This window comes from Trichlorobacter lovleyi, from assembly GCF_015239775.1.
In the GTDB taxonomy this organism is placed as follows: domain Bacteria; phylum Desulfobacterota; class Desulfuromonadia; order Geobacterales; family Pseudopelobacteraceae; genus Trichlorobacter; species Trichlorobacter lovleyi_B.
In genome coordinates, this window is the sequence record NZ_CP058409.1 from 2114618 (window position 1) to 2141514 (window position 26897).

Sequence of the window (26897 nt, forward strand, 5' to 3'; positions counted from 1 at the left end):
CAGTCACCTCAATCAACTTAGAAGGAGAAGAACCGGCATGTCCAAGGCAACAAAGCAGTTCCAGACCGAAGTTAAGCAGCTACTTGACCTGGTTATCCACTCACTCTACTCCAACCGCGACATCTTCCTGCGGGAGCTGATCTCCAACGCATCCGACGCCATTGACAAGGCCCGTTTTGAGGCCCAGTCCAATGAGTCTCTGCTGGAAGGCAACAGCGACTGGAAGATCAAGCTAATCCCCGATAAGGACAACGGCACCCTGACCATCCGCGACAACGGCATCGGCATGTCCATGGCCGAGGTGGAAGAAAACATCGGCACCATTGCCAAGTCCGGCACCAAATCATTCGTGCAGGCCATGAAGGATGCGGCAGCAGCCCAGCAGCCGGAACTGATCGGCCAGTTCGGGGTTGGCTTCTATGCCTCCTTCATGGTAGCGGACAAAGTTGTTCTCACCACCCGCCGAGCCGGTGATGCAGCCCACGCTACCTGCTGGGAATCAACCGGTGACGGTTCCTATACCATTGAAGACTGCAGCAAGGCAGAGCGCGGCACCGAGATCGTGCTACACCTGAAGGAGGAGTTCAAGGAGTATCTGGACGAGTGGAAGATCCGCTCAATCGTCAAGAAATACTCCGACTTTATCCAGTATCCGGTCTGCATGGATATCACCCGCACCGAGACCCCCAAAGGGGTGGATGGTGAGGAGATCGAAGGGGCCGGTACCATCGAGAAGATTGAGGAACAGACCCTTAACTCCATGAAGGCGATCTGGGCCCGTCCCAAGAGCGAGGTGACCGAAGAGGAATACACAGAGTTCTACAAGCATGTCTCCCATGACTTTGAAGACCCGTTCAAGACCATCCACTTTGCTGCCGAAGGCACCAGCGAGTTCAAAGCGTTGCTCTACCTGCCGGCCAAGAAGCCGTTTGACCTGTTCATGGCCGAGCGCAAGCGCGGCATCCAGTTGTATGTCAAGCGGGTCTTCATCACCGAGAAGTGTGATGCCCTGCTGCCGGATTACCTGCGCTTTGTCCGCGGCGTGGTGGACTCATCTGACCTGCCGCTGAACGTCTCCCGTGAGATCCTGCAGGAGGATGTGCAGATCAAGCGGATTCAGAAGAGCCTGGTCAACAAGATCCTCTCCACCCTGGCCGAGCTGAAGGAAAAGGAATATGACCAGTACCTGACCTTCTGGAAGGAGTTTGGCCCGGTCTTGAAGGAAGGGCTGCACTTTGACTATGCCAACAAGGAAAAGCTGCAGGAGTTGATGCTGTTCCAGAGCACCCGCTCCGGTGAAGGCGAGTATGTCTCCCTCAAGCAGTATGTTGAGCGGATGCCGGAGGCCCAGAAAGAGATCTACTACATCACCGGTGAGGACAAGGCCAGCCTTGAGCAATCTCCGCTCTTGGAGGCGTTCAACGCCAAGGGTTTTGAGGTACTGTTCCTGACTGACCCGGTTGATGAATGGGTGGTACAGTCGCTGCACGAGTACCAGGAGAAGAAACTGAAGGCCGTTGACCGGGGTGATGTGGACCTGGACAGCGAAGAAGAGAAGAAGGAAAAGGAGAAGAAGCAGGAAGAGGCCAAGAAGGAGTTCGGCTCCCTGCTGGAACTGATCAAGAACCGCCTTGAAAGCAAGATCAAGGAAGTACGTTTCTCAAACCGCCTGACCGACAGCGCCTGCTGCCTGGTGGCTGATGACTTTGGCATGAACGCCAACATGGAGCGGATCATGAAGGCCATGAACCAGGCTGTGCCTGAGTCCAAGCGGGTGCTGGAGCTGAACCCAGATCACCCGATTGTGAAGGTAATGGGCGACATGTACAAGCAAAGTGCCGATGATGCCCGCCTGCTGGATTACGCCGACCTGCTCTATGACCAGGCATTGCTGACCGAGGGCACACCGATCAAAGACCCGCTCAAGTTTACCAAGCTGGTCAGTGAACTGATGGTAAAAGCAGCTCAATAAGCTGTTTCATACGCTCGTTACACAAAAAGGACAGGCAACATGCCTGTCCTTTTTGTGTGGCAATTGTTCACGCGGACCTAAACAGAAACCGTCACAATTTTAGGAATAAAATTTTGATCCAGTTCCGCCATTCTCGACTTACCCAAAGACTCAAGCTGCTTTTTCACCGACTCAGCCTGTCTGATCAGCTCTGCAACATCGATCCACAGGCAGGTTTGCGGCAGCTTACGTAAATAGCCCACACCGCCATCGAGCAAACTGACTGCACCGCTGAAGTTACCATTACGCCAGTGGTGCAGGGCTATGGCAAGTTGGATAATCCCCTGATACAGATTACGCACCTCGCCCGTTGCCGGAATCCAGAGCAGCTCAAGGGTTTCATGGCATTCATACCACTGGGCAGCATTAAACTGCCGAATCCCCAGCAACAACTGCCCTGACGGGCTATCCTGGCATGTTTTTGTCGACTCCGGACCGGTCGGCACCTACCCCTCCCCATCACCACCATACAAAAAGGGCATCGTACCAACCGGTACCATGCCCCTCTTGCAGATACGTTACAAAGAACTGTTAAACTAGCGCGCCTTATCCATCTGGCTCTTCAGCAGGTCGCCCAGGTTTGAGGTTGCCTCACCCTGACCACCACCGAGATAGGACTCAAACTCGGCCTTCTCAGCTGCTGCTGCCAGTGATTTCACAGAGAGGGAAATCCGGCGCTCGCGAGAATCAGCGTTCAGCACAACTGCCTCGATGGAATCACCAACATTGGCGAAGTCTTTGGCAGAAGGAACTTTTTCACGGGAAAGCTCGGAAACGTGGATCAGGCCTTCAATCCCCTCTTCGATCTCAACAAACACACCGAAGTCGGTGGTAGAGGCGACCTTGCCAACCAGACGGGTGCCCGGCGCATACTTTTGCGGTACCAGTGACCATGGGTCCGGAGTCAGTTGCTTGATGCCCAGGGAGACACGCTCATTCTGGGGATCAACCTTGAGTACAACGGCCTGAACCAGATCACCCTTGCTGTACACATCGCCAGGATGCTTGACCCGCTTGGTCCAGGAGATATCTGAAACGTGTACCAGACCGTCGATACCTTCTTCAATACCGATGAACATACCGAAGTCGGTCATGTTCTTGATCTGGCCCTCCAGCTTGGTACCAACCGGATAGCGCTCAGCAATGGACTGCCAGGGGTTATCGTTAACCTGCTTGAGGCCCAGAGAGATCTTACGGTTCTGCAGGTCCACACCCAGCACAACCACATCCACCTGATCGCCAACGTTCAGCATGTCAGCGGCCTTACGAACCCGCTTGGTCCAGGACATCTCGGATACGTGCACCAGACCTTCGATGCCTGATTCAAGCTCAATAAATGCGCCGTAATCCATCAGACTGACAACCTTGCCGGATACACGGGTGCCTTCCGGGAAACGGTTGGCAATATCCTGCCACGGATCTGGCAGGGTCTGCTTGATGCCAACGGAAACCTTACCCTTTTCACGGTCAAACTTGAGGATCTTGACGTTCACTTCCTGGCCTGGTTTCAGCACATCAGCAGGCTTGCCAACCCGTCCCCAGGAGATGTCAGTCACGTGCAGCAGGCCGTCTACGCCGCCCAGATCGACAAAGGCACCGTACTCGGTCAGGTTCTTGACCACGCCCTGCATGATCTGTCCTTCAGACAGTTTCTCAAGGGTTGCCTTGCGGGATTCAGCACGCTCTTCCTCAAGCAGTGCACGACGGGACAGAACGATGTTGCCACGCTTCTGGTTCAGACTGATCACCTTGAACTGGCCGGCTACACCGATATAGGCATCGCCATTGCCGGAAGGACGGGTGTCAACCTGCGAAGCAGGCAGAAATGCATTGATACCGCCGATGGCAACGGTGAAACCGCCATTGGTCTTGGCAATAATGGTACCTTCAAGTACAGCACCCTCGCCGCCAGCTTCATGGATGGTTTCCCAGGCTGCCATCTGATCAGCACGCTTTTTGGAAAACTTGTTACCGCCATCACGGCTGGATACAACCTTGACTTTATCACCGACAGAAACCGATACATTGCCTTCAGCATCCCTGAATTCACTGATGGGAACAAAACCTTCAGATTTACGGCCAACATCCACCAATACCGTATCAGGATCTACACGAACAACGGTCCCCTCAAGTATTTTATCCCGCTCAGGCCGCTCCTGCTCTTTCAGGCTGGCGCTGAACAGTTCTGCAAATTCGTTGCTTTGGTGCTCAACGTCCATATCATCGGTATCTACGTTGAGTCGTTTCACTTCAGTCATGTGACCAATACCCCCTGGTTAATTTTCGCCGTCCGGCTACCGCCGACCGATAGCTGACGCGAGTTGACTACTTTTACACACTTTTACTATTTATTCAATGTGAATTCTTTACCTGATCAAGACGATTCATGACTTCATCAATGATCCATTTCGGGGTAGAGGCGCCAGCGGTCACACCCACCGTGTCAACCCCTTGAAACCATGAACAATCTATCTCTGCAGCCGTTTCAATATGGTAGGTCCTGGGCTGAATCTCTGTACAGATTTCAGCCAGGCGGCGGGTATTGGCACTGTTGAAGCCGCCGATTACAATCATACAGTCGACCTGCTGGGCCAGCTCTGTGGCTTCCTGTTGCCGCACTGCCGTTGCATCACAGATGGTGTTGTAAACCCGTACCTCACCACCACGGCGCAGGCATTCAGTCACCACGCTCTTCAGGTTGTCAAAGGACTGGGTGGTCTGAGCCACGACCCCCATTTTACCCATCTTGGGCAACTGCTTGACCTGGTCGCCGGAAGCCACCACATAGACCTTTTCCTTGCCATAGGAAACAATACCCTGCACCTCAGGATGGTCTGCATCCCCCACCACCAACACGTCATAGCCTGCCTCGGACAGATACTGCACATGCTCCTGTGCCTTTTTCACGAAAGGACAGGTGGCATCCACCACCTCCAGCTGCTTCTGGTGCGCCTCGTCCATCTCGCTTGCCAGCACCCCGTGGGAACGGATAATAACGGTACCGTTACTGACACCGGAGAGGTCCTTGACCACCCCGACGCCCATTTCTTCCAGCTTGTTGACAACCTGCGGGGAATGGATAATCGGCCCCAGGGTAAAGGTCTTCTGATCCTTGCCGGCAGCCTCAAAGGCCATTTGGGTGGCTCGCTTGACACCGAAGCAGAATCCGGCCCGTTTTGCCAGGATTACCTTCATAGTTCGGCTTCCTTTCCTGCTGTTCGCTCACGATAGACCTGCTCCATCAGGGCAATCACCTCGTCAATGGTCAGGCCGGTGGAGTCAATCGGGATGGCGTCCTCTGCCTGACGCAAAGGGGCAAGTTCCCGTTCCGAATCCTGCTGATCACGCTGGGCAACGTTATCAATCGTTTCCTGCAGGGTGGTCTGCACCCCCTTGGCCTGCAATTCCAGAAACCGGCGACGCCCCCGTTCTTCTGCAGATGCCGAGAGAAAGAACTTTATTTCAGCATCGGGAAATACCACCGTACCGATATCACGGCCATCAAGTACAACCCCTCCCTTGGCCCCCATTTTGCGTTGCAGACTCATCATCGCCTCACGCACCGGGGCAAGGGCTGATATCTTTGAGGTAAGCATCGAAATTTCAGGGGTACGGATCTCACTGGTAACATCCTGACCATTTGCCAGTACCCGGGTAGATCCGTTATGAAGCTGTAGCTCAACTTCGGCACGATCGCTAAACGATTTAACCGCCTGTTGATCATCGTAATTCAGTCCGGCCTCGCGGGCCAGCCAGGCCATTGCCCGGTACATGGCTCCGGTATCGATCTCCAGATACCCCAGCCGTTTTGACAATGCCCTGCTGATAGTGCTTTTACCTGCACCGGAAGGCCCATCAACGGCAATGACAACACCACGCTCACGTCTCATCGTACTGACACCCTGTCCAGCAGCTCATAAAAGCCGGGAAACGAGGTGGCTACGCAGGCAACATCATCAATCTCTACATTGTGTCTACACACCAGCGCCGCCACCGACAGTGACATGGCGATCCGGTGATCTCCACAACTGGTCACGGTACCACCTGCCAGCGATTCAACGCCCTGGATGACCATACCATCTTCCGTTTCATCAATCTGCCCTGCCCCGACAGCCCGCAGATTGCTTGCCATGGCTGCAATCCGGTCCGTCTCCTTGACTCGCAACTCCTTGGCATCCCTGATAACGGTGACACCTTCAGCCACTGCAGCGGCCACGGAGATGGCAGGGAATTCATCAATGGCACGGGGTACAACATCTCCCCCGATCTCGATCCCTTTCAGACGCGATGAACGCACCAGCAGGTCAGCCACCGGCTCACCGGAAACCTCGCGCTGGTCCTGCAGGATAATATCTCCACCCATTGCCTGCAGGATATCAATCACACCGGTACGGGTCGGATTAACCCCGACATTGCGGATCAACAGTTCTGAACCGGGTACAATTAGCGCTGCCACCAGAAAGAAGGCGGCAGAAGAGATGTCACCCGGCACGCAGATTTCCTGCCCCTGCAACTCCCTGCCACCACGCACGGTCACACCATGACTGGACCTGTCCAGATCAGCTCCAAAGAATGTGAACATCCGTTCAGAGTGGTCACGGGAGAGTGACGGCTCAGTCACCCTGGTTTCCCCGCTGGCATATAAACCAGCAAGCATAAGCGCTGATTTCACCTGGGCACTGGCAATTGGGGATTGGTAGTCAATACCGGACAAGCTGCCACCGCTAATGGCCAGAGGGGCGAGTGTGCCGCCTCCACGCCCTGCAATCCGAGCTCCCATGCGGGCCAACGGCTCCACTACCCGCTTCATCGGACGCTTACGCAGATACTGATCTCCGGTAAGCACCGAGAAGAAGCCCTGACCTGCCAAGAGACCGGTCATCAGGCGGATAGTCGTACCCGAGTTCCCGCAGTCAAGCACATCTCCAGGCTCTTGCAAACCATGCAGTCCAACACCATGCACGACAATGGTCTGACCATCATCCTCGATCGGAACCCCCATGGCCCGAAACGCCTTCATGGTGGAGAAATTGTCTTCACCCCGCAAAAAATTCGTGATGCGGCTGGTGCCCTGCGCCAGGGCGCCCAACATAATCGAACGGTGGGAAATGGACTTGTCACCAGGAATTGCAAGCTCGCCCCGCACAGCTTGGGCCGGTGAGACGCTAATTGGTTGCGCTTGTTCGTGCATGGTCACCTCAGGGTGGTGTTCCCTTAACATGTCAGATTATATTTCATCTCTCAGGCGCTTTGATGTGGTGAAATAGTTTTCAAGCCAGGCACCATCGCCACTTGCAACCTTTTCTCGCAAGGCAGCAAATTCACTCTGATAGCGATCAAGCATTGCAAGTAGCGGCAATCTGTTCATCAGGGCGATATCCCGCCACATGGAAGGATCAGACGAAGCTATCCGGGTAAAATCGCGAAAACCACCGGCAGAGAAGGCCAGAATATTCTCCTCTTCTTCTGCAGAGCCGTTTACGGCATGCACCAGGGCATAGGCAACCATATGGGGCAGATGGGACACTGCAGCAAAGACCCGGTCATGGGTCAACGGCTCCATGCATTCAACCCTGCTGCCTGCTGCCTCCCAAAGCCGCTGTACCAGATCCAGGGCCTGTTGATCGGTGCGACTGGTGGGGGTCAAGATACAGCGACGTCCCTGATACAGCGTGGCGAACGAGGCCTTTGCACCGGAATGCTCGGTACCGGCGATAGGATGTCCCCCGACAAAAAAACAGCCGGCAGGCATCAGCTGTTCGCAGGCAGAAACCAGCTCATCCTTGACACTGCCACCATCAGTCACCACGCAGCCTGCCGGGAGAAACGGAGCACAACCCGACACAGCAGCCGTCATTGCCCGAACCGGCACAGCCAGAAACACCAGATCAGCAGAGCCGACAGCCTCAGCATAATCAGCAGCAATCTCGTCAACCACCCCGAGCTGCAGTGCCTCAGCCAGGTTCGTAGAATCCAGATCAAAGCCGATCACTCTCTTAACAACACCGGCCTGTTTCAACGCGCGACTGAAGGAACCGCCAATCAGTCCCACTCCGATTACGGCGAGTGTATTGATCACAGGCTGAGTCATCGCGCCTTCGGATAGGAACCGAGTATTTTCAGGAACTGGCAAAAGCTCTTCAATTCATCAATTGCTTCGCTAACCGGCGCTTCCGAAACATGGCCGGACATATCAAGAAAGAAGATATATTCCCAGGCCTTGGTTTTAACCGGCCGGGATTCAATTTTGGAAAGGTTGACGCCGCGCCGGGCAAACGGTTCAAGCATCCGGTAGAGGATGCCGGGTTCATCCCTGACCGAAAACATGATTGAAGTCTTATCGTTACCGGTTGGCTCAGCAGGCTTGCGCGAGATCACCAAAAAACGGGTGACATTATTGACCTGGTCTTCAATTCTGCTGCGCACCATCTTGAGATCATACATCGATGCAGCCAATTCACTGGCTATGGCTGCAGCGGTATAGTCCTCACTGACAATCTGTGCAGCAACGGCAGTTGAGGCCACATCCACCAATGGCACATTGGGCAGATTTTCTTCCAGCCAGTGCCGGCACTGAGCAATCGGCTGCGGATGGGAATACACCTTGCGGATATCCTCCAGCCGGCCAGTACGCGAGAGGAGATCATGGTGAATATCAAGGATGATTTCAGAAATAATCTGGAGGTTGCTGTCCACGAACATATCAAGGGTATGGGTAACAACACCCTCAGTAGAGTTTTCCACCGGTACGACACCATAGAGTGCCTTACCTTTTTCAACCTCCTCAAAAACAGCAGGTATTGATTTTTGAGGTTCAAGCTGGGCAGACAGACCAAACTGCTGCATGGTGGCCAGATGGCTGAAGGTTGCCTTTGGTCCCATGTAAGCCACCTTCAAAGGAGACTCCAGAGACAAACAGGCAGACATGATCTCACGGAAAATGCTGTGCAAGGCCTCTTCCGGCAGGGGGCCCTGATTCATGCGGGCAACCCGCTCATGCACTTCCCTCTCACGACTGGGCACGTGGAAATCACGGTCCTGGCCAGCCTTAAGCCTGCCAACATCAGAGGCTACTCTGGCACGCTGATTCAGCAACTCAACCAGTCGGCTGTCGATCTGGTCTATCTCGCCACGCAACTGCTCAAGACTTTGATTCTTTGGCATGGGGACTCTTCCGAAACCTGCAGGGTATATACATTTTGGGACCGCTACCTTAGTGGATAGACCGTCAAAAGGCAACATTTTTTGCCCTGCAACAGCTAACGGCAGCCCACTTGTGTGGCGCTGCCGTTACACGTCAATCTGCTACTGTTTAGCAAACTTAAAAATCAGTAGGCATACAGCACCGACATGTTTGCCTGTTCAGTTGCATTTGTTACCTTTTCAGCCTGAACTTCAAGCCGATACACGTAGGGTATGTGTTGAGGAGTAATTACAGAAAGAGATTCTGCTACTCCAGCCCCCTCAAGTTCCAGACCACTGACATCAGTATTACCAAAAACAGTATCAACAATTTTGGAATAAATGGCATAAGGCTGCCCCCCGGTTGCAGAAGGCAGCCTAAAGGTAAAGTCAGCGCCAGATTTAGCTGAAACAGTACTACTACAGGCCGAACCCCACTGGGATGTTTCCTTGGTGAGTTTGTCGTTTAAACAAGAATCAGTTGCAAGCACAGAAAGGTTAATGCTTGTTCCATAGGTTGTCTCCAAAAACGTTTTAGGAGAGGCAATATTTTTTAGCACCTGTGGCACAAGCTCTTTCATGACAATGTCAGTGCCCCCATAGGATGCTTCCAGAGCTGTTTTATAGCGTTTCAACGTACCTGTACGCTGAATATTCTGGGTTATCATGTACATTACAGACATCACAATTGCCAGTGAAATCAAGGTCATTAGCAATGACGTAACAAGCGCTACTCCCTCTTCCTGTTGCATAAACTGCTTCATGGCCACTCCTCGTCTAACGAGCATCATTGATTTGACATGAGGTTTTTAGGACGGACCACTAACCGATAAATCTTCCAGCGATAATTCCGCATATCAGAGGTAAATGTATAGGTCTTGGTGATGCCATCTGTTGCAGCATCACCAAGCACAATTGAACTGCTTGGGCTCTGATAATTTGCATCACGTCGCCCTACCTGAGCCAGCAGGTACACTTTCACAACTTTCAGGCTATTGCGTAGTTTTTCAGGGTTGCCCAAAGCATCTGTCACACGTGTTTGCATTGCAGATGCAGAGGGAGTTGCTGAAGACTGAACTGTAATGGCACCACCGGTACCAATTGGGGTAGAGTAGGTATCAATCACACCATCCTGCCCTTCATTACCTTGACCGTCATCAAGATCCCAGCCAAAAATGACCTGCATATCAGCAACACAGTCAAGTAATGGAATGTAGGTTAATTTTGCATAAGCAGCAGAATTGGCATGGACCACTGCACCTTTATACAAAATCCCGGTATTTGCATGACAAAAAGAAGGAATTTTACCAGCTGTTGTTGGGCGGGCAACAAAATAATCAGTGCGGTTAAAAGGCATTCCCAGGGGATCATCGGCTTTAATACCATAAAGGTAATAGACTTCTTCTTTTAGTGTCGGGTTGAATACAGGATCAGCAAAACCGTCCGCATAATATCGAGCCCAGTAAATAGAAGGATCAGAGGAGGTTATCATCTGGTTTGAGTAGCCAGAGCTGGTGTAGGTCTTTTTTAGCACAATCACCCGTGAGGCGTCTGCGCTGGGACCGTCAATCAGGTTTCCGGTTTGCCAGATCCTGGGTTTAAGCTTACCGGTTGTTGCACTACTATAGGGCATGTAGGTCCATCTTTTTGCTGTTTCATTCATACCCAGTGTAGAACCTTTTAAGGCAAGGTAGTCGGTGCCAAGCACGATATTAGTAGCCTCGTCACCGGTAGCCCCGGCAACCGCCCCCAGATTGTCCCCAGCCACCACTGCGCGCGGCACACCGCTTGTTGTTGATCCGGTACAATCATTATAGTTGCTGGCAGGTGCATAACCGGCTTCAATGCAGGATATTGGCGATAAATACGAAAACGGCAAACCATAGCCTGCCTGTTGCAGATCATGGCGAAACATCTCAAGACCGACCACACCCTCAATGTTGCTTTCTTCTGACTTGGTGATTTTGGTCATCTGCGTCAAGATAGTTTTAAATGAGTCCGCAGTAATCATGATGACGACAACAAACACCGCCATGACTACAATCATCTCAACTAATGTAAAACCCTTACGGGAGTTTAGCATGACTGCCTCCAATGCACTCTACTGGTACTGTGACACAACTGATGATATAGAATGCACATAGCGTTGCCCTTTGTATTTCCAAATCAGCTGCATATCAATATTGGTGGATTGAGACGTAAGCGCGGTACTGGTCTTGATCACAGAATAATTCCTAAATGCACCATTAACCATACGTGGCACAACGGCAGAACGGGTATTAGTTGAAATAGCTTCAAACTTCTTGGCTTTTTCAAGATTAATCTGTTCATCACCAACCATCAACGCCTCTTGACGCAGCTGGTTGGTCATATTGTTGGAAATTGCGTAGTTGACAGTCTGCAATAACCCCAACATGCCAACCATCAAAATCACAATGGCAACCAGAAACTCGATCAGTGTAAAGCCGCCATTATTGATATTCACAGTTATTGCCATTGATCCTCCCCATATTTACCCTCGCCGTATGAACACCAATACAGTTATACGCAGGGCTACCCAAACCAGGTCCAACAGCTATAGTAACTAACGACGTCGTGTAGCCTCGATCATCAAAAGTCAGCGTAAAATTACTGAAAGCTGAATAGGTTCCTGTTGAAAATTGCTGAATCTGGTATTTAAGCGGTCGCCTGAAAACCTCAGTACCAGCAGCGTCAAACTCACTACTGTAGCGACGAAAAGTGTAAGAGGTGGGATTAAGAATCACCCTATGCTGTTGTTTAGTCGATATTGCCCTGCTACGTACATCTGTCAGATCTGTCAGCATCTCTTTAACCTGAGCTTCAATATTATACTTTACCTGCCAATCATTGAAGTTCAAGGTCACTACGGCCAACATGATTGAAATCAAAGCAATAACGACTATCAACTCTGTCAGAGAAAAACCACGGTTACTCATGGGGTACCTCGCCCCCCTGCCGCTAAATACTAGCGGTAGGGAGAATGCAGTTAACTACTTTTCTTGGATATGGATAATTTTTTTAACAGGCTTTGGGTTAGTCAGTAATGACAAGCCTTGCGCCTTGGGCGGAACCCCCTGGATGGCACCTGAACGCCTGTTCTCCTTGTCAGTAAATCCTGCCGACATGGACACCTCTGCAAATGCACCAGTTGATACTTGCACCATGATTTTACCCTTCATGGTATTTGGCGCTGGAGCACCACCAGTTGCATAATTTAGTGCCCAGATATACGAATTGCCTCCATATCCGCAGACATCGGATGTCGGGCGGAAGGTGGTGTAGAATACCGTGCCACTCGTCGAAGCAACCGGGTCAGTGATAACCCGCTCGGAAGAGTAACCATCCCCCAAGGAGTCATCATCAAGATTGATGTACCAACCTTTTTTACTTGCTGCCAGTGTAGCTGACGGCGATGTAGTCTGATCATCCAGGTCTGTCGCAGCTACTGTTGTTGTACAGCTCGGTAGAATCTTATTGGTCGCAGCATCATAACAAGGATCTTGCACTGCATACAACCGCCTAGAGCTGCCCGAGTCATCTATTTCGGTTGAGTTCTTGTAGAAATAACGACCGGTACCGAAATACAGCCATAATTTTCCGTTAGCCCTGTCCTGAAGTTTTGCCACAGCTGCAGATACCGGCCCTATACCGCTAATCACGGAACTCCAGGTCCAGGGTTTGCTACCATCATTAGGGTCAACGCTCTCATTAGTAGCCAGACGAATCACCCCACCCTTTGACCAGTGTGTTGCGTCTACCTTTTGCACATACCCGAAATATGCTGCATCATCCTTGTAGAAACCGTCTTTAAAGGAGTATGAACGATCATTGTCAACCGCAGCATTGGAGGCTGAACCTGCAAAGGCATCAGTCAGCGTCGTGGTAATAGTCTTGACTAATGCACCGGTTGCCAAATCAACAACAAAGAGCCTTAGGGGCTGATCTGAACGTCCAAGAAACTGGTTATTGACAGTATCTATAGTGCCGGTCGGGCCAGAGGCAAAGACAGCAAACCAGCGTCCGTTCTTATTTTTATCACCGACCCTCATGATAACCGGCCCTGCCGTAGCATGCCCCAGATTGTTTGCTGCAGTTGTGTTTCCAGGAAACTCCCACAGGTATTTGGGTTGCATTGGATCTGTTACGTCAAGCGCAAAATACGATGAATAGCCAAATCCTCTGGTATTGGGAGCTGCTGTACTGTCAGTAGGATCAACAATGGGGGTTTTAATACAATCCGTACCGCCACCTGCACAACTTCCTGCACGACTCCTGCTGGCGCCACCCAACCCGCTTCCACCTATCAGGACCGTCTTCCAGCTGGTATTAGCGACATCAAGATTCTGGGTACCGGAATTATATTGTGTCTGTTTAGGACACTCCCAGTAATTGGTTGAGCAGCCTGGATAAGCCACCGTGTCATAGGTAGTCGGCTTGTTGATTGAGACATCCACGATCAACGGCGTCCCATCCACATAAAACAGGTGGGGATAGGCCGTGTCTGCCAAGTATTTTAGATAGGGCAAAACCTGCCGGGGAATAAAAGCCCATTCCTCCTTTCCAATAGCATCTGCAGCATCCGCCCTTATATTCGCATTGGCGCCAATAGTTGTACCAGAGGCAACTTTTGTATAGTCGTTGAGTTTTGCCTTGTCTGCCTTGCAACTGGTGCTGTTTGAATCCGACTCCAGATTCCGGCAAGGGTCAGTAAGTTCTTTCAGCACCCCAAGTCTGAAGGCATGCAACATACCGTCATTGGCACCAACATAGGCCATACCACGATTACCGTAATCATTTGATTTTGTGAATTTTTCATACGAACTATCGGCATAGCCAACCGGTGGATTCTGACTATACGCATTCAATCCCACGTTCCCCTGAACCTTTGGGGTGGAACTGATAATATCACCCAGCCGCCAAGTACCTGCAGTGCCAGCAATAGTTGCAGCCCGGGAGCGATAGCCCGATTGATCAGTACCCTTTATGAAGTTAATGATCTTTTCTGCTTCTGTAGCATTCGCTGCCTGCAGATAGGTAAGCACGGTAGAATCTGTCTTTAAAGCAGTTGCAAATTCTGCCAGATGGGTTGCTTCACTTGCAGCGTTAAGTACTGAATCAAGAGTAGAGTCTGTTGACCCGCCAATACGGGTATAGATTTTACGTGCATCAGTCGTTAGATTGCGTGCCCAGAGCATACGACCGGCACGCCAGAGACTCTTGACGTTGGTGGTGTCATCAGGGTTGAAAGAACCGAGGTCTGCCAGGACAGTACCATCGCCCTTGGTATCCCTTAAAAGTCGAACGAGCGTTTGACTACTTGAACTGTCGAAGTAAAACTGGGCAACATAATCTTCCAGCAGATTAAGCTTGTTGTTGGCAACGGTATCCACCCTGATGGAGGTAAAATTAAGGTAGGGGTCAAGGTAGTACCACATGTTCTGAAGCTCTCCAACCCAGGTTGCTTCAGAGCCCGCATCGAAGGTTTTTTTGGGGTAGAACACTGCCTGTAACAGGCTGGCTCCGCTACCCTCACTATTATTGAGGATTGAAGCTGCCGTACCGGAAGAAACACGAGACAAAATATCGTTAAACGCTTGACTAAGGGCTGTTACCAGTTGCTGCCCCTGTTGGGCCTCAAAATACGTATCTGGAATGCCATCACCGTTTTTATCCCATTCAGAACACTTTGAGTTAGGTGATGCCGTACCACAGGTGCTGTCAGTATATGGTTTTCCGTTATTATCGAGGTCTTCATAGCCACCATACTTGGCAGTCCGCTTCAAAAGTTCACGCCCAACAGATGAATCATCAAAGGCAAACACCGTATAGATGGTCAGGTTTTGCTTACCGTCAATATTACTTTTACCAACAGAAGCTGTTCTTAAGTCAGTGTTATGGGCATAATAAGCAACCCCTTCCAGGTAATAGGTACCTTCCGAGCTATTGGCAGCGGTTGCCTTCTGGCTCGTGATCCCTTCGTTGGCTGCAATACTGTCCATCCAGGTCTGCACGTTGAAACTATAAGGATCTGTTACCTTTGAGACAGAACCGTCGCCGTTAAAGGCGCTACTTGGCAGATTCTGATCTTTTGTTGATTCACCATCAGTTACAATCATGACAAAGTTTCTCTGGCATGATTGGGTCACCGGGTCGCTGCTACTGTAATCAACTGAAGAATTATAGGCGCTGGGACGGGCCTCAAAATAGCGCACCGCCTCATACAATGATTCTGCCAGCGGTGTCCAGGAGGATGGATTAGTGGTTTCAATCTGGTAGGTAATAGTCTCTTTTGTAGAGCCTACGTTTGAGGCAATGTAACCACCGTCCTCATCACCACTGTTTGCATCTTCATAGTAGGTGCCGTCTGTGTTAAAGAACATTGTGCCGATCCGGATACGGTCGGCATACTGAGTGACCAGACCATCGGTTGGTGGCTGGGTCCCGTACAACACCTTTATATTATAGCTCTGGGTATACGAGGAACAGCTGCTTGAACTGCAAACCTTGAGCAGCGGACCGTCCATAACCTTGTAATAGACGCCGGAATACAATTTGTAATAGTCGCGACTGGTGTCAGCCAAACCTACCAGATAATTGTTGGTTGAGGTGGTAACGCGAGGGTTCACCGGATTGCTATTGCTGCCCTGTACCACCCTGCCACCAACCAGAACCTTGCGCACAACATCAACCCGTCGCATGGTCAGCCAGTTCAGCATATTGCCGGACCAGAAATTAGTTTTATCCAGCGTCTTGGTTGTGTCGAGCTCAAAATAGCCGCTGCTGTTATATTTGTACATCTTGGTGTTGTCAAAATAGCCATAATACAGCGTGCTGGAATTATAACTGGCATCAGAGCCGGAACCGGTCGAATTCCCTTTGCCTGCGGTCTTGTAGGCGAACTCTTCCATACTGCCGGAGTTGTCAACAACCAGAAGCAGGTTGGGTTTTACGCCAGTACCGGCAACAAAAGGCGGCACTTGGGCATATTCGATAACATTAGGAGGTGTCAGATTCTGCACGGTGGTAAATTTTAGAAGATAGGCACTTGACATACTGTTTCCAGCCAAGTCTTTGACACCCGTCGACACCGTGACAGTGTAATCGGTTGCATAGTTCAGCGAACCGCTACTAAGGGTCAGGGTAACTGTACGGTCACCATCAAATGAAGGTGCTGCCCAGCTGCCTCCGGACACCGTGAAGTTGGCAGCAGTAATGCTGGATGTCAGTATCGGTTCATTAAACACAATCTGAAGGGTGGGAGTAACGGAAACCCCTGTTGCACCTGTTACCGGATTTGTTGACAGCACCTGCGGCGGTGTGCTGTCGGGATTCACGGTGGTAAAACTCCAGCTATAATTACTCACCATGGTATTACCGTTCACATCTTTAACCGTATTGTGGACAGTGACGGTATAGGTGGTACCGGGGCTTAGGTTGGCTGAAGGCTGGAAAGTAGCCTCTTTGGTATCATAGCTGATGGTACCGGTTACTGCAGGAGAAAGAGTGATACTGGCAGCCGGAGATTCGACAGTAGTGGCATCCATATCTTCACTGAACAAGGCAGAAATAGACGAATCAACCGGTATGTTGGTGGCACCACTGGCAGGATAGATTGGACTGACCGTTGGAGGGGTCACATCAGTGCTGGCAACGGTTTTAAAGTAGTAGGTATAATTTGTTCCAAGATCTTCCCAGTTTGAAACTGCAATCTTTTTACTGATAGAAATCTTGTAAATGGTATTCGCCTTCAGGTTGCTCTTAGGGGTCAGGGTATAGCTTGAGCTATTTGAAGTAGGCGAGTAGGTAACGGCCACTGAATTGCCACTAACTGATTCATTTAACGTGATCCTGTAAGTATTATTATTAAGGATTGTAGACCACTTGACAGTTTTATCAAAAGTAACAACGACACCTGAAGTTACCGGCACGTTGAGGGTTCCTGGTGATGATGTGGTACCTGGGGTCACCGAGCTAATTGAGAGTGCCTGAGCAAAAGAGGAAAGACCAAGCAGACAGCTGAACAGCACAACCAAACGAAATAAGTTTTTCATTTCGGCACCTCCTCAACGACAACAAAAGCTGCTGTATCGCCCTCCAAAGAAGCAGCTATCCGGTCATTTTTTCTGGGCTTTGGCGGCTCAGACTGTTCACCAGAGCCTGGCCGGTGCATGAATTTCGTCGCTTCATTCAAATAGATCGTCTTTTTCTGTCCATCTGACAGACGGACCACCAGCCTTGTTGAGGTTAGTTCAATCACCTTGCCTCTTACTAGCTCATTGGCCACCAAAGGAACAGCACAACTGAGACTCAAAACCACCATGAGCACCCACCCCAATAATCTGTTCATACATGATCCTCCTGCTTCAAAGCCGGGCATTAATATCAGCTTAAAAGTTTAGCTGGCAGACAATTATACAAAACTACATTCCCTCAATTGCCTTCTTGATACTTTCAGCATCCCGAGGTCCCTGATACGGCTTGCCGTTCGGCAGTAACACCATCGGGGTACCGTTGATCCCCTGCTCCTGGGCAAACTGTATCACCGCGTCCACACCAGCCTTGCCGGCATCCCCCTTTGGCTTGGGCAGTTCCTTACCTTCAAAGGCAAGATCAAGGTTCTTGCGGCTCTTGGTCGACAGCACCAGCCGCGCCTTGTCGTACGCCTGGGGATGGAGCTGCTGCAAGGGGTAGAGCATGATATGGATTGCCAGATCAGGCATCATTTTTTCAAGTTTCTGCAGTTCCGGGTGCAGGGTACGGCAGTAGGGGCAATCGGGGTCGGTAAAGACATACAGCTTCTTTGCAGCCTTGGGGTTACCCATGACCATGGCATACTGCACCGGGATCAGCTTGGGATCAAGGCCGCTAAACTGTTTTGGCTTGGGAATATCTTTTTCATGGGCAGCCACCGGTTCTTTGGTCTTCAGGTCAATGATCATCCCTTGAATCAGGTGTTTCTTGCCATAGTCGATAAACACGATCCCTACACCGCCATCCTTTTGAAACAGGACCTCGTGCAGACCGTGGCTGGGAGCCGGTTTGACCGACTTAACCGTAACACCGGCAAAGCTGAGCAGATCAGTTGCTTCCTTTACTGAGAGCGAATGGCACTTGGAGCATTCCTGGGTACCGCAGCCATCTTTGGCGGGGGCCATGGCAAAGGAAGAGACCGCAAACAGCAACACAAGGGATATAGTCGACAGTGTAGTGCGAATCATTGAATAAATCCTTTCAGTTAAATTGATCAGACAGATACTTTGCAAAAAAAATGCCGCCCTTGTACGGCAGCATAACAGACTGTATTCACGAAACTTTACAACAATCAAGAACACGACCATGCAGATATTGCATAGTTAGCTGCGGGTTATTGCCAGACAACACCGCAATTTTTGCAGAGTTCACACACCAGCTTCAGTGCGCCTGGATCAGCGCACCGCAGATGCCGGCAGGTTACTCAAGGGCATATTCCTTCAACTTGTACAGCAGGGCTCGATGGCTGATTTCAAGCATCTTTGCCGCATGGGTACGATTTCCCCCGGTCCGCTCAAGCGCCTTGCGGATCAGGTCAATTTCCATAGTCCGCTCCGCCTGCTTGATGGACAGATTTTCATCCGGGCAGACCTGGATCGCAGACTCACCAGTGATCCCATCAAGCAGGCAGTGTTCAGCCAGCTGGTCGCCATCACACAGCACCAGCGCACGTTCAATCGCGTTTTCAAGTTCCCGTACATTACCGGGCCATGGATATGCCATTAGCCGCCGCAGTGCTTCAGGCTCTACTTTTGGTGCAGTTTCCCGGCCGATTCGTGCCGCACAATCCCTGACCAGCAGCCGCACCAGCAACGGAAGATCATCAACCCGTTCCCGCAGGGGTGGAATCTGGAGCAAAAAGACATTCAGGCGGAAATACAGATCTTCACGAAAGCGTCCCGAGGCGACTTCGGCCTGCAGGTCACGGGCCGTGGCTGAAACAACCCGCACATCAACCCGGGTTGAGGTCGTGGCGCCGATCCTGCGCACTTCCCCCTCCTGCAGTACCCGCAGCAGCTTTACCTGCAGTGCAAGCGGCATCTCGCCAACTTCATCCAGGAACAACGTACCGCCGTCAGCCTGCTCAAACAGACCGGGCTTATCAGAACTGGCGCCGGTAAAAGCACCTTTGGTGTGGCCGAACAGTTCCCCTTCAAGCAGGGTTTCCGGCAGGGCGCCGCAATTTATTGCCACAAACGGCTTCGCGCTGCGGCAGCCGCTTTTATGCACGGCACGTGCAACCAGCTCTTTTCCGGTGCCGGACTCCCCCTGAATCAGCACCGTGGTCTTAAGATCGGCCACCCGCTGGATCTGATCATAGATTGCCAGCATGGCAGGATTCCTGCCCACCAGGCCATAAAACGAGCTTTTACCGGCGACCTCGGCTCGCAGGGTACGATTCTCCTCCTTCAATCGCTCCCGCTCCTCCGCCTTTTTCAGGACAATCACAATTTCATCCCGCTTGAACGGTTTTGAGATAAAGTCGTAGGCCCCTTCCTGCATGCAGGCCACCGCAGTGTCAACCGCCCCATAGGCGGTCATCATCACAATCGGAGCAGTAACGCCGCTGCTGACAGCCTGTCGCAGAAACTCCCTGCCATCCATCTCCGGCATACGGATATCGCACAGGATGTAGTCATAGGCATGGCCTGACAGTTTGGCCAGCGCTTCTTCTCCGCCGGCGGCGGTATCCGCATGGTAGCCCTGTTTTCGCAACATGACCGACAGCATGTGGCGCAGGTTCTCTTCATCATCAATAATCAGGATATGAGGTTGTTTCATACCACCTGACCCTTCGTATAGACCGGTACATGGATAGTGAAGCAGCTGCCCAGCCCGACCCTGCTCTGCACCGTAATCCGGCCACCAAAGCTCTCAATGATGCGGGCTGAAATTGCAAGCCCCAGACCAGTCCCTTTTCCCGGGCTCTTGGTGGTAAAGAACGGGTCAAACAGCTTGCCAAGATGCTCTGGTGCTATTCCCGCCCCCGTATCCCAGACCTCCAGCAGCAGTGTCTTTTTATCAGCGCCCTGTTTGAGTGCCAGTTTGATTTCACCGCCCTGCGGCATGGCATCATTGGCATTGATCAGCAGGTTGATCAGCACCTGCTGCAACTGGTGCGGGTCAAGGCTGGCCAGCGAGGAGGCAGGTTCCGTGGTCATGGTCAGTTTTATCCCCTTGAAAAAGCCCTGATGTTGCAGCAGCTCAACTGTGGCCTGCATGAGCAGAGAAAGGTCAACCGGTTCATGAACGGTCTGTTTGGGACGGGCATACTCAAGCAGCCCCTTTACGATCCGGTCAATCCGGCCGCAGCTATCCATAATCCTGGCGAGGTAGTCAGCATGGGCGGGGTTATGCTCCAGTTCTTGGGCCAGAATCTCTGCGTAGCCCATTACAGAGGCCAGCGGCGTGCCTATTTCATGGGCAGTACCGGCGGCCAGCAGCCCCACCGATGCCATTTTTTCTGAACGGATCGCCTCTTCCCGTGCCTGCTGCAGATCCCGGTTGACCTGTTCAAGGGCGGCAACATGGGAGGTAACCTCCTGCTGCTTTTGCTCCAGCGTGCTGGACATGGCGTTAAACGACTCTGCCAGCCGGGCCAGTTCCAGCGCACCGGTGACCGTGAGCTGGTGACCGTAGACACCACCGGTGATCTTCTCCGTGGCTGAAAGCAGGCGGTTAACCGGCGCCACCACAATCCTGGACAGAATAAAGGCCCCAAGCCCGAGCAACAGGATAAAATCAAGGGCAAAATAGGTCAGCAGCAGCTGCCTGGTACGTTGAATGCGTCGCTGTTCATCCTGCAAGGAGAGAATCAGACCGGCCCTGCCAACCTGTTGGCCATTGCGGATGACCTGCATTGAACGGACCAGCGCTGCGCCGTCTGCTATGATCCTGCTTTCTTCCACCTGACGTCCCGGCAGGCTGAACGGGCGATACAGATCACTGCCTTCTCTGCCAACACTGTAAATAACCTTGCCCGACCTGTCCAGGAGAGTCAGGCGTTCAAAGGAGCGTTCTTCAGAAAGCTTGGCGGCATAGAGCGTTGCCGGAGCATCCAGCGGCAGCATGCCTTCCGGGAAACTGGGCAGCTGTTCAGGCAGCTGGTTGACAAAGGTGGCCAGCAGCATCCGGGCATGATCACCCTTCTGGGCGTACAGGTCATTTTCAGCGGTTTTGAAGGCGAGCAGGCTGAAGAGCAGCCAGGTAAGCACCAGCAGGCAGGCCAGTGAGGCAAGAATGGAAAACGTGAGGCTTAGCCGTACCGTCCGCATCGGTTATTTGCCCAGATGCAGATACCAGTTGATCAGCTGGGGACCATAAAAGATATAAAGCACAGCCCCCAGGGCCAGGTAAGGACCGAACGGGATGGCCAGATGGCGCCCCTTGCGTTGCAGCGCCATGATTGAGAGGCCGGCCACGGTCCCCACCAGTGATGAGGTAAAGATGATAAACGGGACAGCCTTCAGCCCCAGAAAGCCCCCCAGCATGGCAAGCAGCTTGGCATCTCCCCCGCCCATCCCTTCACGCCCGGTCAGCCAGAGATAGCTGTAAAAAACCAGTGCCAGACTCCCCCAGCCGACAACAATGCCCAGCAGGGAGGAAAGCCAACCCGGTTCAGGCAGAAAAAAAGAGGCCAGAAAACCAAGGCCGACACCCGGCAGCGAGATCTCATCGGGGATGATCTGATAATCAAAATCAATGAACGTGACAACAATCAATGCGGCAATGAGCAGGGAATAGATAAAGAAAGAGACGGTCAGGCCAAAACGCATAAACAGCAGCAGCAACAGACAGGCGGTAAGCAGTTCAACCAGTGGATAGCGGATCGAGAAGGCTGCCCCGCACCCCCGGCAGCGCCCCCGTAGCAGCAGCCAGCTGATGATCGGGATATTGTCAAACCAGCGCACGGCTGCTCCACAGGAGATGCAGCGGGAACCGGGGCTGACAATCGACTGGTCAAGCGGCAGCCGGTAAATACAGACATTCAGAAATGAGCCGATCACCGCTCCGAACAGAAACACCACCACCGCCATGTACATAAGCGGAGGCATGGTTATTCTTCACCAAATCCGTCAATGATCAAGGCGCCGATAGTCTCCATCGCCTCTGCCTCATCCGGCCCTTCCACGGTCAGACGGATCTTTGTGCCCTTTGAAGCGGCAAGCATCATGATCCCCATGATGCTCTTACCGTTTACCTCAACAGATTCACGGGCCAATTTGACTTCAGACTGAAATTTGCTGGCAGTCTTGACAAACAGTGCCGATGCACGGGCATGCAGCCCCAGTTTATTGACGATCTCAAATTCTTGCTGTTGCATGTAAGCACCCGTTCTATCTAAGAAATTCACCAGCAACAATCACACTTTCACGGCCGCAACGCAGCAATGAGGCACACAGATCCTCCAGTGTCATGCGCTCACGGCGGGAAAAGAAATCCACCATCATCGGCAGGTTAACACCGGTCACCACCTCAACCTTGCCCTCCTGCAAAAATGACATGGCCGCATTGGACGGCGTGCCGCCAAACATGTCGGTCATGATGATCGCCCCGTCCGTACCGACCTTTGCCAGTGCTTCTGCAATACGGGCAACAAGGCCGTCTGCGGGGTCGTCAACGTGCAGTTCAACGGCCTCGCAGCAGTCACTACTGCCGGTTATCATGGTTGCCGCGGCAATCAATGATGTGGCAAGTCCTGCATGGGTAACAACAACAAGTCCAATCATGGTTTACTATCCCTTCTCAATATCGCGGTGACTGATACGCACCTTGAGGCCCAATGTCTCCAAACGGGCGGCAGTTGCCTCGGTAATGGCCACTGAGCGATGCCGACCGCCGGTACAGCCGATGGCGATCGTCAGATAACTCTTCCCTTCGCGGCAATAAGCCGGAATCAGGAACTGCAACAGATTAAAAAAGTGATCGAGAAACGCCGTGGTGTCCGGTTGTTCAAGTACAAACTGACGCACCGCCGGTTCCCGACCGCTATAGGGGCGCAACGCAGGAACAAAATGGGGGTTGGGCAAAAAACGGACATCCATCACCAGACTGGCATCCAGCGGCACACCATAGCGGAAGCCGAACGAAACCACTTCCACGGTAAAATTGCTGCTGCCCTGTTCACCCTTGATGGCACGGATCACCTGTTCCTTCAGCTGGTGGACATTGAATTCGGAGGTATCAATGATCAAGGTGGCGTTCTGGCGCAGGGCTGCCAGCCGCTCCCGCTCAATCCTGATCCCCTCCGGAACCGTACAATGTTCGTCAGCCGGATGGCGACGGCGGGTCTCGGCAAAACGCCTGATCAACACCTCGTCCGAGGCATCGAAAAACAGCACCTCCAGTTCATGCCCCACACTGCGCAACTCACGGAACGACTCGACAATCCCGGTGGAGAGATCGCGGCCCCGGATATCCGTAACCAGCACAACCCCTTTAAAGGACTCGCCGGACTTCTCAATCAGCTCAACAAACTGACGGAACAGCCGCACCGGCAGGTTATCGATACAGTAGAACCCCTCATCCTCCAGGGCCCGCACTGCGGTTGATTTACCTGAGCCGGACATCCCGGTGATCACCACGATCCGCATCAGCTACTCCACCTCATCCCCAAGGTGCCTGACCTCCATCCGCTCCAGCAGGCGCTGCTGAAAATCCTTTGCGGAATGATACCCCATCCCCTTCAGCAGGAAATTCCGGGCTGCCACCTCAATGATCGAGCTAAGGTTACGCCCCGGACGGACCGGAATAACCAGATGCGGCAACTCCACCCCGAGAATGGTGGTGGTCTTGTCATCGATCCCCAGCCGGTCATACTCCTGATCGGGGTTCCACTCCATCAGTTCCAACACCAGATCAATGATCTTCTTTTCACGGATAGACGATACGCCGTACAGATCCTTGATATTGATGATCCCCAGGCCGCGGATCTCCATCAGGTGCTGGATCTGCTGCACCGGTTGCCCGACCAGGCTGGCCGGCATCTTCTTCCTGATAAAGACCATGTCATCAGCCACCAGCCGGTGCCCGCGAATCACCAGGTCCAGGGCACACTCGCTCTTGCCGATGCCGCTCTTGCCGGTCAACAGCATGCCCACCCCCAGCACATCCACCAGCACTCCATGCAGATGGGTGGTAGGAAGCAGCTGTTCCTCAAGGAATTTGGTGATCAGCGAGATGAAGGTGGAGGACTGGTGGGGAGAGACCAGCACCGGAATCGTGTGCTGCTCGGTTATCTCCAGAAAAGCTGCCGGCGGCCTCAGGCCTTTGCTGACGACAAAGCAGGAGATGGGAAACGAGCAGAGTTTTTGCGTGTTGTCACGCAGCCGCTCCTCGCTCAGTTGAAACAGATAGGATATTTCCGTATTGCCCAGTACCTGGATACGATCAGGGTGCAGATGCTGGGTGTAACCGGTCAGGGCCAGACCGGGCTTCTGGATCCGGGGGGAACTGACCCGATGCCCCAGCCCGCTGGCTCCTGCGATCAAACGCAGATCAAGACCATACTCCTTATCGTCGAGCAGGTCCTGTATGGAAAGGGTAATGCCGTCCACAGTACGTGGTGGTATGCCAGGGGAGGCGCAACACGCCTCCCCCGAGGCATCCGTTAGCCCCGCTGGGGCTCGATCAGACCGAAGTTACCGTCTTTACGACGATACAGGACATTTATTTCGTTGGAGGTTGCATCAGTGAAAACCAGGAAGTCCTTGTGAAGCAGGTCCATCTGCATCACAGCCTCTTCCACGGCCATCGGCTTGGCGGTCTCGGTCTTGGTGGTGATCACAACCGGCTCGGCATTGGTCTCAAGCCCTTCAGCCTGGAAGACCTTCTTGGACATGGTGCGGCCATTGTGCTCGCCGGCAGGCTTGTGATCCTTCAGCTTTTCCTTGTAGCGCTTCAGCTGACGCTCGATCTTGTCCAGCACGGCATCAACAGCGGCATACATGTCGTTGGTGGCTTCCGATGCCTTGGTGGTGATACCACGACCCGATATCACGATCTCAACGATGTGGCGGATCTTCTCAACCGTGAAATAGACCTGCGCCGAAATCGGCTCATCAATGTACTTTGCAACCCGCTCAAGCTTCTCCTCAGCGTAGCTTTTCAGGGCCTCGCTCTGCTCCATATGCCGAAAGGTTGTCGATACTTGCATGGTTTCTTCCTCCTCCTGTGTAGTTCCCTCTTGGTAAGTATATCAGAAATGTCGCCGTCGTTCAGACGACGATCCGATACGCATCATTTCACGGTATTTCGTTACGGTCCGCCGGGCGATATTGACGGTGGCATCAGAGAGCATCTCGGCGATCTTCTGATCGGAAAGCGGCTTGGACGGGTCTTCCTTGTCAATAATATCCTTGATCTGGTTCTTGACGCTCTCGGAAGAGACCGATTCGCCGTCGGACGTGGAGAGGCCGCTGTTAAAAAAGTACTTCAGCTCAGACAGCCCCTGGGGGGTCTGCATATATTTGTTGGTGGTAACCCTGCTGATGGTGGATTCATGCATACCGATATCCTCTGCCACATCCCGCAGCACTAGAGGACGCAACCCCTCAACTCCCCGTTCCAGAAACTCACGCTGGAACTTGACGATACTCTTGGCCACCCTGAAGATGGTGCGCTGACGCTGCTGAATGCTCTTGATCAGCCATTGGGCAGCCCGCATCTTGTCACCGACATACTCTTCAGCCTTGGCATCCATACTGCCGCCGGCCTTGGCCTCAAGATAAAAGGGCGAAAGCCTCAGATTCGGCAGTCCTTCTTCATTCAGCAGCACCACATAATCATCCCCCACCTTATGCACAAAGATGTCGGGAGAGATGTAATGCACCTCATCACTGCTGTACAAACGCCCCGGCCGGGGATCAAAACCGGCGATCACGCGAATGGCGGCCAGCACATGTTCAAGCTCAACCTTCAGGCTGCGGGCAATCTGTTTGTAGTTACGGCTTTCCACTTCCGGCAGATAGCGCAGCAGTATCGCCTCAACCACGCTGCCTTCCATCCCCAGACTACGGGCCTGAATCAGCAGACATTCCTGCAGGGAGCGGGCCCCCACACCACTGGGATCAAACTCCTGAATCCGTTGCAGCATGGTTTCCACAACCGGCTCCGGCACATCGCAGACAACGGCGACATCAGCAATGGTGGAGCAGAAATAGCCATCGTCATCAATATTGCCGATGACCTCCTCCCCCACCCGCTGTTCCTCATCACTGTACTTGCCCATCTGCAACTGCCAGTGCAGATGGTCAAACAGGGTCCCCTTGCGGGTCAGCAGGTTTTCAAAGGAGAGCTTGTCATCGTCGTCCCCGGACTGTTCCCCGGAGGTGTAATTGTAGCCGTCAAGGTAGCTGTCCCAGTCGCGCAGGGTCTCTTCACCCGCCGCAACCTCCTGGAACGAATCAGTGCTTGTCAGGGCCTCATCAGGCAGTTCGGCCTCGACAACCTCCAGCAGCGTTTCACCTTCCCGGACCTCTTCCAGCTCGGAGGACTCCTCCAGGATCGGATTCTCCTCCAATTCCTGGCGAACCACATCCTGCAGCTCGATCCTGGTCATCTGAAGCAGCTTGATGGCCTGCTGCAACTGGGGTGTCATCACCAGTTGCTGCGTCATCTTCAGTTGTTGGCGCATCTCCATCGCCATGACTGC

At 52.5% G+C, this 26897-nt stretch carries 24 protein-coding genes; 1 reads left to right on the forward strand and 23 read right to left on the reverse strand.

From position 1 onward, the window contains the following. The first annotated feature begins 37 nt into the window (after positions 1–37). Positions 38–1972, forward strand: coding sequence for a molecular chaperone HtpG (htpG, locus tag FY034_RS09725; protein ID WP_265549985.1), 1935 nt, complete (start codon positions 38–40; stop codon positions 1970–1972). 77 nt (positions 1973–2049) lie between these two features. Here the strand turns inward: htpG and FY034_RS09730 are convergent, their stop codons facing one another. The 23 genes from FY034_RS09730 to rpoN form a co-directional block, all read right to left on the reverse strand. After that, on the reverse strand, positions 2050–2457 hold the full coding sequence (locus tag FY034_RS09730; RefSeq protein ID WP_265549987.1) for a DUF309 domain-containing protein: 408 nt from the start codon (positions 2455–2457) through the stop codon (positions 2050–2052). Positions 2458–2547: 90 nt separating this feature from the next. Next, complete coding sequence (locus FY034_RS09735; protein WP_265549989.1) at positions 2548–4269, reverse strand: 30S ribosomal protein S1; 1722 nt, start codon at positions 4267–4269, stop codon at positions 2548–2550. 94 nt (positions 4270–4363) lie between these two features. Beyond that, positions 4364–5206, reverse strand: a complete 843-nt coding sequence (ispH, locus tag FY034_RS09740) for a 4-hydroxy-3-methylbut-2-enyl diphosphate reductase (protein WP_265549991.1) — start codon at positions 5204–5206, stop codon at positions 4364–4366. Further along, on the reverse strand, positions 5203–5901 hold the full coding sequence (gene cmk / locus FY034_RS09745; RefSeq protein ID WP_265549993.1) for a (d)CMP kinase: 699 nt from the start codon (positions 5899–5901) through the stop codon (positions 5203–5205). The genes ispH and cmk overlap by 4 nt, the downstream gene beginning before the upstream one ends. Beyond that, positions 5898–7202, reverse strand: coding sequence for a 3-phosphoshikimate 1-carboxyvinyltransferase (aroA, locus tag FY034_RS09750; protein ID WP_265549995.1), 1305 nt, complete (start codon positions 7200–7202; stop codon positions 5898–5900). Before aroA ends, cmk begins: the two co-directional genes overlap by 4 nt. A gap of 36 nt (positions 7203–7238) precedes the next feature. Beyond that, positions 7239–8102, reverse strand: coding sequence for a prephenate dehydrogenase (locus FY034_RS09755; protein ID WP_265549998.1), 864 nt, complete (start codon positions 8100–8102; stop codon positions 7239–7241). Continuing rightward, a complete protein-coding gene (gene pheA, locus FY034_RS09760) occupies positions 8099–9175 on the reverse strand; it encodes a prephenate dehydratase (RefSeq protein ID WP_265550000.1) in 1077 nt (358 codons plus the stop codon). Before pheA ends, FY034_RS09755 begins: the two co-directional genes overlap by 4 nt. Before the next feature lie 164 nt (positions 9176–9339). Beyond that, positions 9340–9957, reverse strand: coding sequence for a hypothetical protein (locus tag FY034_RS09765; RefSeq protein ID WP_265550002.1), 618 nt, complete (start codon positions 9955–9957; stop codon positions 9340–9342). A 23-nt stretch (positions 9958–9980) separates the two neighbouring features. Next, on the reverse strand, positions 9981–11276 hold the full coding sequence (locus FY034_RS09770; RefSeq protein ID WP_265550003.1) for a prepilin-type N-terminal cleavage/methylation domain-containing protein: 1296 nt from the start codon (positions 11274–11276) through the stop codon (positions 9981–9983). An 18-nt stretch (positions 11277–11294) separates the two neighbouring features. Beyond that, a complete protein-coding gene (locus FY034_RS09775) occupies positions 11295–11690 on the reverse strand; it encodes a type IV pilus modification PilV family protein (RefSeq protein ID WP_265550006.1) in 396 nt (131 codons plus the stop codon). Further along, positions 11665–12150 carry a pilus assembly FimT family protein gene (locus FY034_RS09780; RefSeq protein WP_265550008.1) on the reverse strand — a complete coding sequence of 162 codons (486 nt, stop codon included), beginning with the start codon at positions 12148–12150 and terminating at the stop codon, positions 11665–11667. Before FY034_RS09780 ends, FY034_RS09775 begins: the two co-directional genes overlap by 26 nt. A 54-nt stretch (positions 12151–12204) precedes the next feature. After that, complete coding sequence (locus tag FY034_RS09785; protein ID WP_265550010.1) at positions 12205–17265, reverse strand: Ig-like domain-containing protein; 5061 nt, start codon at positions 17263–17265, stop codon at positions 12205–12207. Continuing rightward, positions 17262–17561 carry a hypothetical protein gene (locus FY034_RS09790; RefSeq protein ID WP_012470210.1) on the reverse strand — a complete coding sequence of 100 codons (300 nt, stop codon included), beginning with the start codon at positions 17559–17561 and terminating at the stop codon, positions 17262–17264. Before FY034_RS09790 ends, FY034_RS09785 begins: the two co-directional genes overlap by 4 nt. A gap of 73 nt (positions 17562–17634) precedes the next feature. Then, positions 17635–18432, reverse strand: a complete 798-nt coding sequence (locus tag FY034_RS09795; protein WP_265550012.1) for a DsbC family protein — start codon at positions 18430–18432, stop codon at positions 17635–17637. A gap of 232 nt (positions 18433–18664) precedes the next feature. Beyond that, the gene (locus FY034_RS09800; RefSeq protein ID WP_265550014.1) at positions 18665–20026 is read right to left on the reverse strand and encodes a sigma-54-dependent transcriptional regulator; all 1362 of its coding nucleotides are present in this window, start codon (positions 20024–20026) and stop codon (positions 18665–18667) included. Further along, a complete protein-coding gene (locus FY034_RS09805) occupies positions 20023–21519 on the reverse strand; it encodes a sensor histidine kinase (RefSeq protein WP_265550016.1) in 1497 nt (498 codons plus the stop codon). The genes FY034_RS09800 and FY034_RS09805 overlap by 4 nt, the downstream gene beginning before the upstream one ends. A gap of 3 nt (positions 21520–21522) precedes the next feature. Further along, positions 21523–22299 carry a prepilin peptidase gene (locus FY034_RS09810; RefSeq protein WP_265550018.1) on the reverse strand — a complete coding sequence of 259 codons (777 nt, stop codon included), beginning with the start codon at positions 22297–22299 and terminating at the stop codon, positions 21523–21525. A 2-nt stretch (positions 22300–22301) separates the two neighbouring features. Further along, positions 22302–22568 (reverse strand): HPr family phosphocarrier protein, encoded by a 267-nt coding sequence (locus FY034_RS09815; RefSeq protein ID WP_265550019.1) that lies wholly within the window; start codon positions 22566–22568, stop codon positions 22302–22304. A 13-nt stretch (positions 22569–22581) separates the two neighbouring features. Beyond that, entirely contained in the window at positions 22582–22974 is a 393-nt protein-coding gene (locus FY034_RS09820) for a PTS sugar transporter subunit IIA (protein ID WP_265550021.1), read from the reverse strand. 6 nt (positions 22975–22980) lie between these two features. Beyond that, a complete protein-coding gene (rapZ, locus tag FY034_RS09825) occupies positions 22981–23838 on the reverse strand; it encodes an RNase adapter RapZ (protein ID WP_265550023.1) in 858 nt (285 codons plus the stop codon). Positions 23839–23841: 3 nt separating this feature from the next. Then, complete coding sequence (gene hprK, locus FY034_RS09830) at positions 23842–24801, reverse strand: HPr(Ser) kinase/phosphatase (RefSeq protein ID WP_265550025.1); 960 nt, start codon at positions 24799–24801, stop codon at positions 23842–23844. Between the two features lie 53 nt (positions 24802–24854). Beyond that, entirely contained in the window at positions 24855–25400 is a 546-nt protein-coding gene (gene hpf / locus FY034_RS09835; RefSeq protein WP_265550027.1) for a ribosome hibernation-promoting factor, HPF/YfiA family, read from the reverse strand. 42 nt (positions 25401–25442) lie between these two features. Continuing rightward, on the reverse strand, positions 25443–26891 hold the full coding sequence (gene rpoN / locus FY034_RS09840) for an RNA polymerase factor sigma-54 (RefSeq protein ID WP_265550029.1): 1449 nt from the start codon (positions 26889–26891) through the stop codon (positions 25443–25445). Between the last annotated feature and the right edge of the window lie 6 nt (positions 26892–26897).

What these genes read in the sequence shown, in the direction of transcription:
- FY034_RS09765 (WP_265550002.1), bottom strand. Translation starts at nt 9,957, where the DNA reads ATGAAGCAGTTTATGCAACAGGAAGAGGGAGTAGCGCTTGTTACGTCA.
- aroA (WP_265549995.1), bottom strand. Translation starts at nt 7,202, where the DNA reads ATGCACGAACAAGCGCAACCAATTAGCGTCTCACCGGCCCAAGCTGTG.
- FY034_RS09770 (WP_265550003.1), bottom strand. Translation starts at nt 11,276, where the DNA reads ATGCTAAACTCCCGTAAGGGTTTTACATTAGTTGAGATGATTGTAGTC.
- FY034_RS09780 (WP_265550008.1), bottom strand. Translation starts at nt 12,150, where the DNA reads ATGAGTAACCGTGGTTTTTCTCTGACAGAGTTGATAGTCGTTATTGCT.
- ispH (WP_265549991.1), bottom strand. Translation starts at nt 5,206, where the DNA reads ATGAAGGTAATCCTGGCAAAACGGGCCGGATTCTGCTTCGGTGTCAAG.
- FY034_RS09785 (WP_265550010.1), bottom strand. Translation starts at nt 17,265, where the DNA reads ATGAAAAACTTATTTCGTTTGGTTGTGCTGTTCAGCTGTCTGCTTGGT.
- rpoN (WP_265550029.1), bottom strand. Translation starts at nt 26,891, where the DNA reads ATGGCGATGGAGATGCGCCAACAACTGAAGATGACGCAGCAACTGGTG.
- FY034_RS09805 (WP_265550016.1), bottom strand. Translation starts at nt 21,519, where the DNA reads ATGCGGACGGTACGGCTAAGCCTCACGTTTTCCATTCTTGCCTCACTG.
- FY034_RS09755 (WP_265549998.1), bottom strand. Translation starts at nt 8,102, where the DNA reads ATGACTCAGCCTGTGATCAATACACTCGCCGTAATCGGAGTGGGACTG.
- hpf (WP_265550027.1), bottom strand. Translation starts at nt 25,400, where the DNA reads ATGCAAGTATCGACAACCTTTCGGCATATGGAGCAGAGCGAGGCCCTG.
- pheA (WP_265550000.1), bottom strand. Translation starts at nt 9,175, where the DNA reads ATGCCAAAGAATCAAAGTCTTGAGCAGTTGCGTGGCGAGATAGACCAG.
- htpG (WP_265549985.1), top strand. Translation starts at nt 38, where the DNA reads ATGTCCAAGGCAACAAAGCAGTTCCAGACCGAAGTTAAGCAGCTACTT.
- FY034_RS09790 (WP_012470210.1), bottom strand. Translation starts at nt 17,561, where the DNA reads ATGAACAGATTATTGGGGTGGGTGCTCATGGTGGTTTTGAGTCTCAGT.
- FY034_RS09815 (WP_265550019.1), bottom strand. Translation starts at nt 22,568, where the DNA reads ATGCAACAGCAAGAATTTGAGATCGTCAATAAACTGGGGCTGCATGCC.
- FY034_RS09820 (WP_265550021.1), bottom strand. Translation starts at nt 22,974, where the DNA reads ATGATTGGACTTGTTGTTGTTACCCATGCAGGACTTGCCACATCATTG.
- rapZ (WP_265550023.1), bottom strand. Translation starts at nt 23,838, where the DNA reads ATGCGGATCGTGGTGATCACCGGGATGTCCGGCTCAGGTAAATCAACC.
- cmk (WP_265549993.1), bottom strand. Translation starts at nt 5,901, where the DNA reads ATGAGACGTGAGCGTGGTGTTGTCATTGCCGTTGATGGGCCTTCCGGT.
- FY034_RS09795 (WP_265550012.1), bottom strand. Translation starts at nt 18,432, where the DNA reads ATGATTCGCACTACACTGTCGACTATATCCCTTGTGTTGCTGTTTGCG.
- FY034_RS09800 (WP_265550014.1), bottom strand. Translation starts at nt 20,026, where the DNA reads ATGAAACAACCTCATATCCTGATTATTGATGATGAAGAGAACCTGCGC.
- FY034_RS09775 (WP_265550006.1), bottom strand. Translation starts at nt 11,690, where the DNA reads ATGGCAATAACTGTGAATATCAATAATGGCGGCTTTACACTGATCGAG.
- FY034_RS09735 (WP_265549989.1), bottom strand. Translation starts at nt 4,269, where the DNA reads ATGACTGAAGTGAAACGACTCAACGTAGATACCGATGATATGGACGTT.
- FY034_RS09810 (WP_265550018.1), bottom strand. Translation starts at nt 22,299, where the DNA reads ATGCCTCCGCTTATGTACATGGCGGTGGTGGTGTTTCTGTTCGGAGCG.